This is a genomic window from Pseudomonas sp. NPDC089918 (genome assembly GCF_050280605.1).
Lineage (GTDB): Bacteria > Pseudomonadota > Gammaproteobacteria > Pseudomonadales > Pseudomonadaceae > Aquipseudomonas.
In genome coordinates this window covers 147,387-160,326 of the sequence record NZ_JBNNVP010000002.1, presented here as the reverse complement: position 1 = coordinate 160,326, position 12,940 = coordinate 147,387, and the positions used below count along the sequence as shown (strand labels likewise).

General features: G+C 58.5%; 12 protein-coding genes. 9 read left to right on the top strand and 3 right to left on the bottom strand.

Features of this window, described 5'->3' with window-relative positions; translation table 11 throughout:
• The first annotated feature begins 95 nt into the window (after positions 1 to 95).
• The 4 genes from ACQKPC_RS02215 (at position 96) to groL (ending at position 3,604) form a co-directional block, all read left to right on the top strand.
• Positions 96 to 827, top strand: coding sequence for a HugZ family protein (locus tag ACQKPC_RS02215; protein ID WP_427622960.1), 732 nt, complete (start codon positions 96 to 98; stop codon positions 825 to 827).
• Between the two features lie 66 nt (positions 828 to 893).
• On the top strand, positions 894 to 1,370 hold the full coding sequence (locus ACQKPC_RS02210) for an FxsA family protein (protein ID WP_427622959.1): 477 nt from the start codon (positions 894 to 896) through the stop codon (positions 1,368 to 1,370).
• A 247-nt stretch (positions 1,371 to 1,617) separates the two neighbouring features.
• Positions 1,618 to 1,911, top strand: a complete 294-nt coding sequence (locus tag ACQKPC_RS02205) for a co-chaperone GroES (protein ID WP_007898444.1) — start codon at positions 1,618 to 1,620, stop codon at positions 1,909 to 1,911.
• A gap of 49 nt (positions 1,912 to 1,960) precedes the next feature.
• The gene (groL, locus tag ACQKPC_RS02200) at positions 1,961 to 3,604 is read left to right on the top strand and encodes a chaperonin GroEL (RefSeq protein WP_074874047.1); all 1,644 of its coding nucleotides are present in this window, start codon (positions 1,961 to 1,963) and stop codon (positions 3,602 to 3,604) included.
• 95 nt (positions 3,605 to 3,699) lie between these two features.
• Here the strand turns inward: groL and ACQKPC_RS02195 are convergent, their stop codons facing one another.
• A complete protein-coding gene (locus tag ACQKPC_RS02195) occupies positions 3,700 to 4,443 on the bottom strand; it encodes a phosphatase PAP2 family protein (protein WP_427622958.1) in 744 nt (247 codons plus the stop codon).
• 217 nt (positions 4,444 to 4,660) lie between these two features.
• On the opposite strand from ACQKPC_RS02195, the gene colR reads away from it, so the two are divergent.
• From colR to ACQKPC_RS02170, 5 genes are all read left to right on the top strand, one after another.
• Positions 4,661 to 5,344, top strand: coding sequence for a two-component system response regulator ColR (gene colR, locus ACQKPC_RS02190; protein ID WP_008069526.1), 684 nt, complete (start codon positions 4,661 to 4,663; stop codon positions 5,342 to 5,344).
• Positions 5,334 to 6,614, top strand: a complete 1,281-nt coding sequence (locus tag ACQKPC_RS02185) for a sensor histidine kinase (RefSeq protein WP_427622957.1) — start codon at positions 5,334 to 5,336, stop codon at positions 6,612 to 6,614. The genes colR and ACQKPC_RS02185 overlap by 11 nt, the downstream gene beginning before the upstream one ends.
• A 148-nt stretch (positions 6,615 to 6,762) precedes the next feature.
• A complete protein-coding gene (locus ACQKPC_RS02180) occupies positions 6,763 to 7,431 on the top strand; it encodes a class I SAM-dependent methyltransferase (RefSeq protein WP_427622956.1) in 669 nt (222 codons plus the stop codon).
• A 4-nt stretch (positions 7,432 to 7,435) separates the two neighbouring features.
• Entirely contained in the window at positions 7,436 to 8,149 is a 714-nt protein-coding gene (locus tag ACQKPC_RS02175) for a lipopolysaccharide kinase InaA family protein (protein WP_427622955.1), read from the top strand.
• A gap of 2 nt (positions 8,150 to 8,151) precedes the next feature.
• Positions 8,152 to 8,379 (top strand): hypothetical protein, encoded by a 228-nt coding sequence (locus tag ACQKPC_RS02170; protein WP_026331876.1) that lies wholly within the window; start codon positions 8,152 to 8,154, stop codon positions 8,377 to 8,379.
• A gap of 199 nt (positions 8,380 to 8,578) precedes the next feature.
• On the opposite strand, the gene ACQKPC_RS02165 is transcribed toward ACQKPC_RS02170, so the two are convergent.
• Entirely contained in the window at positions 8,579 to 11,605 is a 3,027-nt protein-coding gene (locus ACQKPC_RS02165; protein WP_427622954.1) for a multidrug efflux RND transporter permease subunit, read from the bottom strand.
• Between the two features lie 13 nt (positions 11,606 to 11,618).
• Positions 11,619 to 12,767: an efflux RND transporter periplasmic adaptor subunit gene (locus ACQKPC_RS02160; protein WP_427622953.1), complete on the bottom strand. Its 1,149-nt coding sequence runs from the start codon at positions 12,765 to 12,767 to the stop codon at positions 11,619 to 11,621.
• Positions 12,768 to 12,940: the final 173 nt, after the last annotated feature.

The following is a 12,940-nucleotide window of genomic DNA, read 5'->3' as shown; positions in this document are numbered from 1 at the left end:
CCTGGCTGCACATGAGAACTGCCCCTATGGCGTGCTGGAACTTTACCCAGGCGCCTGTCCGTTTTTTTGACGGATTCTATATAAGGAGTCATAAATTGAGCGTTGTAGTGGCTAAGCATGCCCGAGAATTGCTTCTCAAGGAATACCGTGGAGTGCTCTCGACGCACTCCAAAGCGATGCCCGGTTTCCCGTTTGGCTCCGTGGTTCCCTACTGCCTGGATGAGCAGGGCCGACCGCTGATCCTTATTAGCCGCATCGCTCAGCACACTCACAACCTGCAGAAAGATCCGAAATGTTCGCTGCTGGTGGGTGAGCGTGAAGCCGAAGACGTACAAGCCGTTGGTCGCCTGACTTACCTCGCCGAGGCAGAAAAGCTTCAAGATCCCGCTGCTATCGAGGCGGCCGCCGAGCGTTACTACCGCTATTTCCCCGATTCGCAGAACTATCACAAGGCCCATGATTTCGATTTCTGGGTGCTCAAAGAGGTACGTCACCGCTACATTGGCGGCTTCGGCGCGATCCACTGGATCGATCAGTTGACCCTAGCCAACCCGTTCGCCGGCAAAGCCGAAGTGAGTATGGTCGAGCACATGAATGCCGATCACGCCAAAGCCATCGCCCACTACGTAGACCTGGCAGGGCTGCCGAAAACCACCCCGGCGCAATTGACCGGTATTGACTCAGAAGGCATGCACTTGCGCATTGGTCAGGGACTTTACTGGCTACCGTTTCAAACGCCCTGTAATACGCCGACACAAGTCCGGGAAGCCTTGGTTTTCCTGGCTCACGCCGAGCATTGGCCGAAAAATGAAGTGGCCGACGCTTGAATTCACGAAACGGCGACGTCATCTAAGGAAAACTGGCAAGGCATTCTTGCGTTGAGGAACCATTTGATGCGCCCTTTTTTGTTGCTCTTTGTACTGTTCCCGGTGTTGGAGCTGTTCGTATTCGTCAAGGTCAGCGGGGCGATCGGGTTTTTCCCGGCCCTGCTGCTGATCATTCTCGGCTCGATGCTCGGCGTGTTCGTGCTGCGTGTCGCCGGTCTTGCTACTGCGCTGCGCGCCCGTGAAAGCCTGAACCGCGGTGAGCTGCCGGCCCAGACCATGCTCGAAGGCCTGATGCTGGCCCTGGCGGGCGGTCTGTTGATCCTGCCGGGCTTCGTCACCGACGTGCTGGGCCTGATCATGTTGCTGCCGATCTCTCGTCGGCTGCTGGCGAACAAAATGCGTCTGCGCGCCGAGGAACAAGCGATGCGTCAGCGTGCGTTCGCCGATGACCTTCAGCCACGGGGCGGTCCTGCTCCGCGGCAGCCACTGGGCCGTGAGCCGAACGTGATCGAAGGCGAGTTCGAACACCGCGATTCCAAGTAACCCTTCCATCGACACGGCACCTTCGGGTGTCGTGTTCATTTCCAGGGCATTGAGATAAAAATTTTTCGCTCCCCGCCCTTGAAATAAGCTTGTACGCCCTTATGTAACGGTCACCGCAAGGTTTCTGGCAATTGCGCCAGACAGACTTCCGCGGTTCGCTTGACGAACCGCACCCGGCGCCGCCGGATTTGTTAAACCCGCCGGGACTACACCGGCCGATGAAAACCACAATTAGGAGAGATCGACAATGAAGCTTCGTCCTCTGCATGACCGCGTCGTCGTCCGTCGCAGCGAAGAAGAAAAGAAAACCGCTGGCGGTATCGTCCTGCCAGGTTCGGCTGCTGAAAAGCCAAACCAGGGTGAAGTCCTCGCTGTAGGCCCAGGCAAAGCACTGGACAACGGTGAAGTGCGTGCGCTGGCCGTGAAAGTGGGTGACAAGGTTGTGTTCGGCCCTTACTCCGGCAGCAACACTGTGAAAGTTGACGGCGAAGACCTGCTGGTAATTGGCGAGAGCGAAATCCTCGCAGTAATCGAAGGCTGATTCCCCGCTCATTTTCCCGCTACTACAAAGTATTTAAGGAATATCGATCATGGCTGCTAAAGAAGTTAAATTCGGCGATTCCGCCCGCAAGAAAATGCTCGCCGGTGTCAACGTCCTGGCTGACGCAGTAAAAGCGACCCTGGGCCCTAAAGGCCGTAACGTGATCATCGAGAAGAGCTTCGGCGCTCCGACCATCACCAAGGACGGCGTTTCCGTTGCCAAAGAAATCGAGCTGAAAGATCGCTTCGAAAACATGGGCGCGCAGCTGGTCAAAGACGTTGCCTCCCGTGCCAACGATGACGCAGGCGACGGCACCACCACCGCTACCGTTCTGGCTCAGTCGATCGTCAACGAAGGCCTGAAAGCCGTCGCTGCCGGCATGAACCCGATGGACTTGAAGCGCGGTATCGACAAAGCGACCATCGCCATCGTCAAAGAGCTCAAAGCCCTGTCCAAGCCTTGCGCTGACACCAAGGCCATCGCTCAGGTCGGCACCATCTCGGCCAACTCCGACAGCTCCATCGGCGACATCATTGCCGAAGCCATGGAAAAAGTCGGTAAAGAAGGCGTGATCACCGTTGAAGAAGGCTCGGGCCTGGAAAACGAACTGTCGGTTGTTGAAGGCATGCAGTTCGACCGAGGCTACCTGTCCCCGTACTTCGTCAACAAGCCAGAGACCATGACTGCCGAGCTGGACGGTCCGCTGATCCTGCTGGTCGACAAAAAGATCTCGAACATCCGCGAAATGCTGCCAGTACTGGAAGCCGTTGCCAAAGCCGGCCGTCCACTGCTGATCGTTGCCGAAGACGTTGAAGGCGAAGCCCTGGCGACTCTGGTTGTGAACAACATGCGTGGCATCGTTAAAGTCGCAGCCGTCAAGGCTCCAGGCTTCGGCGACCGTCGCAAGGCCATGCTGCAGGACATCGCTGTTCTGACTGGCGGTACCGTTATCTCCGAAGAGATCGGTCTGAGCCTGGAAAGCACTACCCTGGAACACCTGGGTAATGCCAAGCGCGTGATCCTGTCCAAAGAAAACACCACCGTGATCGACGGTGCCGGCGTTGAGGCTGACATCCAGGCTCGCGTTCTGCAGATCCGTCAGCAAGTGGCTGACACTTCGTCCGATTACGACCGTGAAAAACTGCAAGAGCGCCTGGCCAAACTGTCCGGCGGCGTTGCAGTGATCAAGGTTGGCGCCGGTTCCGAAGTTGAAATGAAAGAGAAGAAAGCCCGCGTTGAAGACGCCCTGCACGCTACCCGTGCAGCCGTTGAAGAAGGCGTGGTACCTGGCGGCGGCGTGGCACTGGTTCGCGCTCTGCAGGCTATCTCCGAGCTGAAAGGCGACAACGATGACCAGAACGTTGGCATCCAGTTGCTGCGTCGCGCTGTTGAAGCGCCACTGCGTCAGATCGTTGCCAACTCCGGCGACGAGCCAAGCGTAGTTGTCGACAAGGTCAAGCAGGGTTCGGGTAACTACGGTTACAACGCTGCTACCGGCGAATACGGCGACATGATCGAAATGGGTATCCTGGACCCGGCTAAAGTGACTCGTTCGGCTCTGCAAGCGGCTTCGTCGATTGCCAGCCTGATGATCACCACCGAAGCCATGATCGCTGAGATCAAGGACGACGCACCAGCTGGCGGCGGCATGCCAGACATGGGCGGTATGGGCGGCATGGGCGGCATGATGTAAGCCAGCCTTACCCCGTACATAAAAACCCCGCCTGCGTTGAGCAGGCGGGGTTTTTTATTGCCCTTCATAAGATCAACCTCAAAAGATCGCAGCCTTCAGGCGCTGACCGGTTCTGCCTCACTCTCCCGCTCAACCTTGGGAACTGGTTGATAAAGAATGTAGTAATACGCCCCCAGACAAATCAACCAGCAGAAAATCGCCGTCCACACGTTGTGCGAAAAGAAGTGCGCGCCCTGCATCATCCGGCTGATGGAAAACACCGAACCCAACGCAAAGGCCAGGACGAACGCTTTGCGCGCCAGCCTCGGTCGACGGTCGCGCAACACGAAGAACAGCGCAAACAAAGTGAAACCGGTCGCCGCATGACCACCAGGCCAGCAGCGGCCCGGCTTGTCGGTATGCGGGCGAGGGCTGAGCAGTTCGCTGTAGGTTTCGTGCCCGCCGAATTGCTCCAGGCTCCATGGGCATTGCACCGCCGTCACCGCTTTGACCGGGGTGACAAACGAGGTTGCCAGTGCCAGAGACAACACCAGGCAACCCAGTTCACGTTTGAACGGTTTGAGCCTGTCCATGAAAAAGGCGCCGATGAAGCCCAGGATGGCGAACACCGAGAAGGCGATGACCACTTGCTTGGCCCGGTCATGCAGGATGTCTTCCAGGAAGTAACTGTGTCGCCCGATGAACGCCCCGGCGACCGGGTCATAGAACAGCTTGGCAAGGTCCATGTCCAGGGACGTCAGTTCGAGCAACAGCAGGGTGATCGCCGCAATGGCGGGCACTCCCAGGCATAGCCAGGCATTCAGTGGCCTGGAAGCGGGGCGGGCAGCGGTCGAAGCCATGGCAATTCCTTGGTGGGTGAAATGTTCTGAAGAGCACAACCGCGGGAGTCTGAACACGCCTCTGTCGTCAGCTTGTGAATCGATGGTGAAAAACTTGTTAAGGCCGTTTCAGGTTTTTTTTGTCGGATTTACCCCTGCACGCCACCCTATCCCTGAGCCACACTTGGCCTTAAGCTGCGCGCCAAGACAGCCGTTACTGTGTACGGAGGAGGTGCCGATGCGAATTCTATTGGTTGAAGACAACCGCGATATCCTGGCCAATCTGGCCGATTATCTGGGGCTCAAGGGTTACACCGTGGATTGCGCGCAGGACGGTTTGTCGGGCCTGCACCTGGCGGCCACCGAGCATTACGATTTGATCGTGCTCGACATCATGCTGCCTGGCATCGACGGTTACACCCTGTGCAAACGTCTGCGCGAAGACGCCCGCCGCGACACGCCAGTGATCATGCTCACTGCCCGCGATCAACTGGATGACCGTTTGCAAGGCTTCAAATCCGGTGCAGACGACTATTTGATCAAACCCTTTGCCCTGTCCGAACTCGCCGCGCGGATCGAGGCGGTCATGCGCCGCGCCCAAGGGGGCGGTCGCCGTGCCTTGCAAGTCGGTGATCTGAGCTACGACCTGGATACCCTAGAAGTCACGCGCGAAGGCCGTCTGCTGAAACTCAACCCGGTGGGCCTGAAGTTGCTGGCCGTGTTGATGCAGAAAAGCCCCCATGTATTACGCCGCGAAGTTCTCGAAGAAGCCCTGTGGGGCGATGACTGTCCGGACAGCGACAGCCTGCGCAGCCACGTCCATCAACTGCGTCAGGTGATCGACAAGCCGTTCGACAAGCCCTTGCTGCACACGGTGCATGGCGTCGGTTATCGCTTGGCCGAGGGCCGTGATGGAGTTTAAACAGAGCCTTGCGCAACGGATCATCATTGCCTTTGCGTTGATGAGCGCGCTGGTGGCGGGAGCCTTCGCCATGGGCATTGTGGCGACCGTGCACCTGGTGGAAGAGAAACTGATTTCGGCAGGTCTGGGCGGCGATTTGCAACGCCTGCTGCTGATGGACAGCGTGTCGGACTGGAGCCACCGCCCCGAGCCGGACCAACTGTTCTATTTCAGCGGCGGCCCGGGCGACTTCGAATTACCCAAGGATTTGCGACACCTGGACTCAGGCTTTCATGAAGTCTTTCGCGAGCAGCTGTCATATCACGCGATGGTCGAAGTCGTTGACGGTCGGCGTTACGTGCTGATGCAGGACCAGAGCGATTTCGAAGAGCGTGAGCGGGTGCTGTTTGCCGTGGTGCTGGTGGGTTTCGTACTGAGCCTGGCATTGGCGGTATTTCTGGGCTGGGTGCTGGCACGCAAGGTCATGGCGCCAGTGGTGCGACTGGCCCGTCAGGTGCGTCATCGCGATCAACTGCTAGGGCTGGCGCCGCCACTGGCGCCGGACTATGCCGCCGATGAAGTGGGCGAGCTGGCCGTGGCCTTCGACGCCACCCTTGGGCGTTTGCGTCAAGCATTGACCCGTGAGCGATTGTTCACCAGTGACGTCAGCCACGAGCTACGCACGCCGTTGATGGTGTTGGCCAGTTCCTGTGAACTGTTGCTGGAAAATCCTGGTATCGATCAGCGCGGCCGTGCTCAGGTGGAGCGAATCGCCCGTGCGTGTGCCGAGATGCGCGAGCTGGTGCAAACCTTCCTCATGCTGGCTCGCGCTCAACATGAAGACGCCAGCATGGCTCCCCAGCAGACCCTTAGCCAAGTGGCCGACGGGCTACTTTCTCAATGGCGCGAGCCGATCGAAGCCAAGGGCCTGACACTGAACTTCGAGCCGGAAAATCCGCCGGACACCCGCTATAACGCAACGCTTTTGCATGCGGTGATGGGCAACCTGTTGCGTAATGCGCTGCATTACACCGAGCACGGCTACATCCTCCTCGCCCTGACGGACACGGGGTTCGTGGTCGAGGACAGTGGCGTAGGCATTCCCGAGGAAAAACGCGAGGCGATGTTCGAGCCTTTCGTGCGCGGCAACGAGAAACGCGGCGAGGGCCTCGGGTTAGGGCTATCGCTGGTGCAACGGATTTGCGAGAACCAGGGCTGGAACGTCAGCCTGACCAATATGGAACCCAATGGTTGCCGCTTTCAGGTGGATTTGAGTCCGTCTTTGATCTGAAGGAAAAACGAAAAGATCCTGAATTGGCCCTGTAAAACCCTGAAATAATTCCGGGTTTTACATGACAATTTTTTCACAAAGGCACGACCTGACACTGACACGACGCTACCTAAGGTGGTGGTCATCAGAAGTTCAGGAGACTGCAGTGATGGCTGGTCCGATCAAACTCGATTTTTCCGAAAAGTACGACGATCAACACGCCCAGAAATATTTGCGCAAGCATCAGGACGGTCCCAGCCGCCGACTGTCCCATTGGCGTGACGAACAATTGGCGCGAAAAGCGCTGACGCTGGCCGGTGAGCCAGGATTGGTCCTCGATTTACCGTGCGGCGCGGGGCGTTTCTGGCCGCTGCTGGCGGAAAAACACAACCGCGTCATCATCGGGGCCGACAACTCGGAGTCCATGTTGAAGACTGCCATGCAGGCGCAACCCGCCGACGTGGTGAAACGGGTACAACCCTTGCACACTTCTGCATTCGACATTGCCTTGCCCGATAACGCCGTCGACAGCATTTTCTGCATGCGCTTGCTTCATCACATCGGTGAAGCCGAGCATCGACTGGCCATCCTGCGCGAATTCGAACGAGTCACCCGTGACAGCGTGATTGTTTCGTTGTGGGTGGACGGCAATTTCAAGGCCTGGAAACGCAAGCGCGCGGAGAAACGACGTAGTCAGGAGGGTTACCAGAATCGATTTGTGTTACCGGCCGCCACGGTTGAAAAGGAATTCGAGCAGGCAGGTTTTCGGATCCAGGAACATCTGGATTTTTTACCGTTCTATGCCCTGTGGCGGGTATACGTATTACGCAAGAGGTAACAAGATGGCAATGCAATGGGCAGCACAAACAGAAGTGGCTTCTCAGGACCGCTTCGACTACTTCTGGAACCTGCGCGGTGAATGGGTAGAAGAACCCAACGTCCGTCGCGGTGGCGAAAGTGGCGTGCAGCGCGTTAGGGGCAGTGATGGACAGTTGCTCTACACCAAGCGTCAAACCGGGCATATCTATCGCAGTGCGTTACACCCGTTCGGCCGACCGACGGTGTTGCGCGAGCGCGATGCGCTCATTGGCCTGCGTCTGCTCAACGTTCGTGTTCCGGAAATCGTTTTCTGCGGGGCGCAGCGCGATCCCGTGCACAAATGGCGCGCATTGCTGGTTACCAAGTCCCTGGATGGCTTCGGGGAAATCCAACACTGGTACGCGGGTGGCGGTCGCGAGCGTTATGGTGAGGCGGTGCACGATCGCGTGTTGAAGGATCTGGCCGATAACCTGGCCCGCATGCACAAGGGCCGTTGGCAACACGGCTGTATCTACATCAAGCATGTATTCGTGAGGGTCACCGGCGAAGGCGAGTCAGCCAAGGTCGAAGTGGCGTTGATCGATCTGGAAAAATGTCGGCAGCGCTTGACCCCCCATCAAGCGGCGGCCCATGACCTGAAGCAACTGCGTCGCCACTCGTCGTTCAGCGATACGGACTGGAAAAAACTCGTCTATTTTTATGAGACGGCGTTTGGCAGCGCTATCAAAGGCTTATAACAATGAAACTCGAAATTGCACGAGGTTTGTTTTTAGCCGGAGCCTTGGCAGTTGCTTCATTGGCGGTGGCGGCCTGGGAGCAACCCCGCACGCAAGTCCTCAGCTCCGTGCACGGTGACGCGCATTGTCCGTTGCCCCGGGTTGCCAAAGCACCCGTGGCCACTCAACCCGATCATGACTTGTTACTGTTCATGTTCGGACTTTCTCAGGGACTGAGGCCACAGAGTTGAACAGATTGAAGCCCAAATAAAAGGCCTCGCAGTTGCGAGGCCTTTTTTGTGCCGATCGTTCCCACGCTCTGCGTGGGAATGTCTCCACGGACGCTCCGCGTTCGGCTTTTGATGGGACGCAGAGCGTCCCGGGCTGCATTCCCACGCAGAGCGTGGGAACGATCATGTAGGAGCTGCCGAAGGCTGCGATCTTTTGACGTCAAGGTTTATCGGGCTTGGCCAGCAACGTGTAGATGCACGGCAACACAAACAACGTGAACAGCGTCCCGATCGACATCCCCGTCGCGATCACCGTGCCGATGTCGAACCGGCTGACCGCACCCGCGCCCGTGGCGATGATCAACGGCACCATGCCGAACACCATCGCCGCCGTGGTCATCAACACCGGACGCAGGCGAATGGCCGCCGCTTCCTCCACCGCCTCGCGAGGCGACAGGCCCTTCTCCTTGCGCAACTGGTTGGCGAACTCGACGATCAGGATCCCGTGCTTGCTGATCAGCCCGATCAACGTCACCAATCCCACCTGGGTATAGATGTTCATGCTCGACCAGCCAAGGAACAGCGGGATCAACGCGCCACAGATCGACAGCGGCACGGTGACCAGAATCACCAGTGGGTCGCGGAAACTTTCGAACTGGGCTGCCAGCACCAGGAAGATGATCGCCAGCGCCAGGGCGAAGGTGACCCATAGCGCGCTGCCTTCCTGAACGTATTGCCGTGATGCGCCGGCATAGTCGACGGCGTAACCTGCCGGAGCTTCTTCTCGAGCGATCTGGCGCACGGTGTCGATGGCTTCACCCATGCTGACCAGCGGGACCCCGGAAAGAATTGCCGAATTGAGTTGCTGGAACTGGTTCAACTGGCGCGGCCGAGCCCGGTCGGTCACGGTGATCAGGGTCGACAGGGGCAGCAATTCGCCCTTGGTGTTCTTGACGTAATAGTGGTTCAGCCAGTCGGGGTTATCGCGAAAAGGTCGCTCCACCTGCGCAATGACTTTGTAGCTGCGGCCTTCGATAGTGAAACGGTTGATCTCCGCCTCACCCAGTAACGTCGCCAGGGTCCCGCCCAGGGCCTGCATGGACACGCCCATTTGTGCGGCCTTGGCTCGATCGATATCGACGACGATTTCGGGTTTGTCGAAGGCCAGGTCAACATCGACAAAAGCGAACTTGCCGGATTCCATCGCTCTTTTTTTCACCCGGTCCATTACCTCCAGCAACGACTCGTAAGTGTTGGCCGAGTTGATCACGAATTGAAACGGCAAACCTTCGCCGGTACCCGGCAGGGAAGGCAGGTTGAAGCCGAAGATTTGTAACCCGGGGATGCTCTCCAGCTTGCTTTGGACCTCGGGGAGGATCTGCATCTGGGTCCGGTCGCGTTCGTTCCAGGGTTTGAGCAGGAAGCCGCCGATCCCCGATTGCACGCCGTTGAAACCGTTGATCTGGAATGAGGAGTAGTACTCGGGGAACTCTTTGAAAATCGTGAGGAACTCGTCGGTGTAGGTGTTCAGGTAGTCGAGGTTGGCCGTCTGCGGAGCGCTGGCCATCATGAAGATCACGCCTTGGTCTTCGTCCGGCGCCAGCTCCGATTTGGTGAATTTCAGCAGCACCGGAATCAGGCACAGCACGATCACCGCGAACACCAGCACCACCGGCCGGGTGTTGAGGGTGCCATGAAGCACACTCTGGTAGCGGCGTTTGAGACCCTCGAAGATCACGTCCAGGCGATGGGCCAGGCCGGTAGGGTTTTCATCGTGGCGCAGCAGCAGGGCGCACATCATCGGCGACAGCGTCAGGGCAACGACGCCGGAGATCACCACCGCCCCGGCCAGGGTCAGGGCGAATTCCTTGAACAGCGCCCCCGTCAGACCTGTCAGGAAGCCGATCGGCGCATAGACCGCCGCCAGGGTGATGGTCATCGACACCACCGGCATGGCGATTTCCCGGGCACCCTCGATAGCCGCGTCCAGCGGCGTCTTGCCTTCTTCGATATGCCGGTGGATGTTTTCCACCACCACGATGGCATCGTCCACCACCAGCCCGATGGCCAATACCATCGCCAGCAGGGTCAGCAGGTTGATCGAGTAGCCCATCATCTGCATGAAGAACATCACGCCGATCATCGACAGCGGAATGGTGACCACCGGGATCACCACCGAGCGCAAGGCGCCGAGAAACAGGAACACCACCACGATCACGATCAGCACCGCTTCGAACAGGGTTTTCACCACTTCGTCGATAGACGCTTGAATGAACAGCGTGGCGTCGTAGGCGATTTCACCTTTCAGGTTCGGCGGCAGCTGGGCTTCCAGCTCCGGCATGATCTTGCGCACTTCCCTGATCACATCCAGCGGGTTGGCGCCTGGGGTAGCCTTGATACCGATGTACACCGAGGGGGTGCCGCCAAAAGAGCTGATGGTGTTGTAGTTCTCCGCGCCCATCTCGACCCGCGCCACGTCCCGTAACAGCACGCGGCTGTCGCCATCGACCTTGAGCGGAATCGCGCCGAAGGCTTCGGCGGATTTGAGTTCGGTGTTGGCGTTGATGCTGGTGACTACATACTCGCCTTTCACTTCGCCGGCGGCGGAGAGGAAGTTGTACTGGCGCACGGCGTTGGTCACATCGCTGGCGCTCAGGCCGTAACCGGCGAGTTTCACCGGGTCCAGCCACAGGCGCATGGCGAATACCTGGTTGCCAAGAATCTCGGCTTCGGCCATGCCCGGCAGGGTCGCCAGTTTCGGCTGGATAACCCGTGACAGGTAATCGGTGATCTGCGGATTACTCAGTTCGTCGCTGAAGAAGCTGATGTACATCAGCGCCGAAGCGTCGGCGGCTTCCTTGCTCAGCACCGGGTCTTCGGCGTCCTGAGGTAGCTGGTTTTTGACCTCGTTGGCCTTGGCCAGCAGCTCGGTGAACAAGCGATCGCTGTTGGCGCCAATGCGTGCGTAGATCGAGATCACCGAGAAGTTCTGGCGACTGACCGACGTCATGTAGTCGATGCCTTCGGCGCTGGCCAGGCTCTGCTGCATCGGTTGGGTGATGTAACCCTGGATGGTTTCGGCGTTAGCCCCGGGATAAGCGGTGGTCACCGTGATCAGGGCGTTTTCCATTTGCGGGTATTGGCGCAGCGGCAATTTGCTCCAGGCCTGGAAGCCCAGCAGCACAATCAACAGGCTGACCACGGTGGCGAGCACCGGGCGGCGGATGAACGGGTCGGTAAAAGCCATGGGGATTCCTTGATCAGTCAGCGTGCGGCTGACTGCTCTTCTCGGCTAGGGTCTTGTCGTCGCTAATGGCAATGTGTGCGCCGTGGTCCAGTTTGATCTGGCCCCCCGTGACCACTTTTTCGCCGTTCTGCACGCCTTTGGTGATCATGACCATCCCGTCGCGGCGTTCGCCGGTTTCGATGAAGCGCCGCTCGGCGATCAGGATCGGCTCGCCCTTGTCGTCTTTTTCGAGGCTGCCGTCTTCGGCCTTTTTCTGCGCGACGACGTACAGCGAGTTGCCATAAAGGGTGTAGCTGATCGCGCTTTCCGGCACGACGATGCGTGGCTGCGGATCGGGCAACATCACCTGCAGGCTGGCGAACATCCCCGGCAGCAGTTTGTCATCGGGGTTGGCCAGGGTTGCGCGCACCAGCACGTTGCGGGTGCTGCTCTCGACCTTCGGGTTGATCGCACTGATAGTGCCGGGGAAACTCTCTGTCGGGTAGGCTGAGACAATGACTTGTACCGGTTGGCCGAGGGCGATTTTCGGCACCGATTGTTCGGGCACAAAGAAGTCGACGTAGAGGCTGCTGATGTCTTGCAGGGTGGCGATCATCGTGCCGCTGGCCACGTAGTCGCCGACGTCTACCTGACGAATGCCGATGGTGCCGCTGAACGGAGCGAGGATGCGTTTTCTCTCCAGTGCCGCCTTGAGCTGATTGACCGTGGCACGACTCTTTTGCAACACCGCCGAGAGTCGGTCGAACTCGCCTTTGGAAATGGCCTGGCTGCCCACCAATTGGCTGCCGCGACCGTAATCCAGTTGCGCCAGTCCCAGGTCGGCTTGAGCAGTTGCCAGCAGGGCCGTTTCAACGGCGGTATCGAGTTGCAGGATCGGCTGACCGGCCTTGACCTTCTGTCCCGACTCGAACTGCACCTCCTTGACGGTGCCGGCGATCTCCAGGCTCAGGTCTACCCCTTGCAGCGCCGTGAGGGTGCCGACCGTTGGCAAACGGCTTTGCCACGGACGTTCGGTGGCGGTGGCCACGGCGACACTTATCGGTGGTTTCGGCACGGAGAAGCCCTGCATCATCGTGTAGATGGAGAAGGCTTTGTAACCGGCCAGGACCAGCACGATTAGCAGGACAACACCCAACATGATCAGCATGCGGCGACGCAGCATATTTCCATTTCCTTGGAGAAAATCAGGTGAGACAGGCGGGAACATTACTCCGAGTGTGGCAGTGAATCCAACTGCCACTTTTTACAAGCGAGCACAAAACCTGTAGGAGCGAAGCTTGCTCGCGAAAGCGGTGTGTCAGTCAGCGGAAATACCGACTGATACATCGCTTTCGC